The 1,078-nt window shown below is 70.5% G+C and carries 1 protein-coding gene; it reads left to right on the top strand.

All coding sequences use genetic code 11. The features are described 5' to 3' along the window. On the top strand, positions 1 to 1,078 hold a 1,078-nt coding region (locus ACGFIV_RS36290), incomplete at both ends, for a phosphopantetheine-binding protein (protein WP_392839623.1).

The raw sequence follows: 1,078 nt of genomic DNA on the forward strand, positions 1-1,078 counted from the left end.
ACCACCGACCTCGCCCGCCGGATACTCGCCGTCTGCGAACCCGGCACCGTCATCTACAACGAGTACGGCGCCACCGAATGCTCCGTCGCCAACGTGATGTCGCTGACCCGCCAGGTCGATGACGACAACACCGCCGCCGCGATCCCGGTCGGCGTACCCATCACCAACACCCAGGCGTACGTGGTGGACCCGGGCGGCCGGCCGGTACCGGTTGGAGTGGCCGGAGAATGCCTGCTGGGCGGCATCTGCGTGGCCCGGGGCTACCTCAACCGGCCACAGCTGACCGAGGAGAGGTTCGTCGAGCTCGACCTCGGCGGACACCGGCAACGCCTGTACCGCACCGGAGACCTGTGCCGCTGGCTGCCCACCGGAGAGCTGGAGTTCCTTGGTCGCATCGACAACCAGGTCAAGCTCCGCGGATACCGGATCGAGCTCGGCGAGATCGAAGCGACCCTGATCGGCCACCCCGCCGTCGCCTCCGCCGCGGTCACCGTCCGCGAGGACACCCCCGGCGTCCAGCGGCTGATCGCCTACCTTGTGCCCGCTCCCGGCGTCACTCCGCCAAGCCCTCACGACCTCAAGGCCCACGCCGCCCGCACGCTGCCCCCGTACATGATCCCCACCGGGTTCATGACCCTTCCCGCCCTTCCGCTGACGCCCAACGGCAAGACCGACTACAAAGCCCTGCCCGCCCCGGCCACCATCCACGACCCCACCGGCACCCGGCCGCGCACCCCCACCGAGCACCTCATCGCCGGCATCTGGCAGGACGTCCTCGGCGCCGCCGACCCCGGCATCCACGACAACTTCTTCGACCTCGGCGGCCACTCGCTCCTCGCCTTCAAGGTCATCGCGCGCCTGCGCCGCGAACTGGACGTGGAGGTGCCCCTGCGGGCGCTGTTCCAAGCCCCCACCATCGCCGAGCTGGGTGCCCTGCTGCCCGGCATGCGCGCCGCCGTCCAGGAGGAGTCGCGGCCGGTGCCGCGGGATCGTTCGAAGCCGGTGCCGTTGTCGTCCGCGCAGCGGGGACTGTGGTTCCTGGACCAACTGGAACCCGGCCGATCCGACTACGTCGTCC

Source organism: Sphaerisporangium sp. NPDC049003 (assembly GCF_043197795.1).
GTDB lineage: Bacteria > Actinomycetota > Actinomycetes > Streptosporangiales > Streptosporangiaceae > Sphaerisporangium.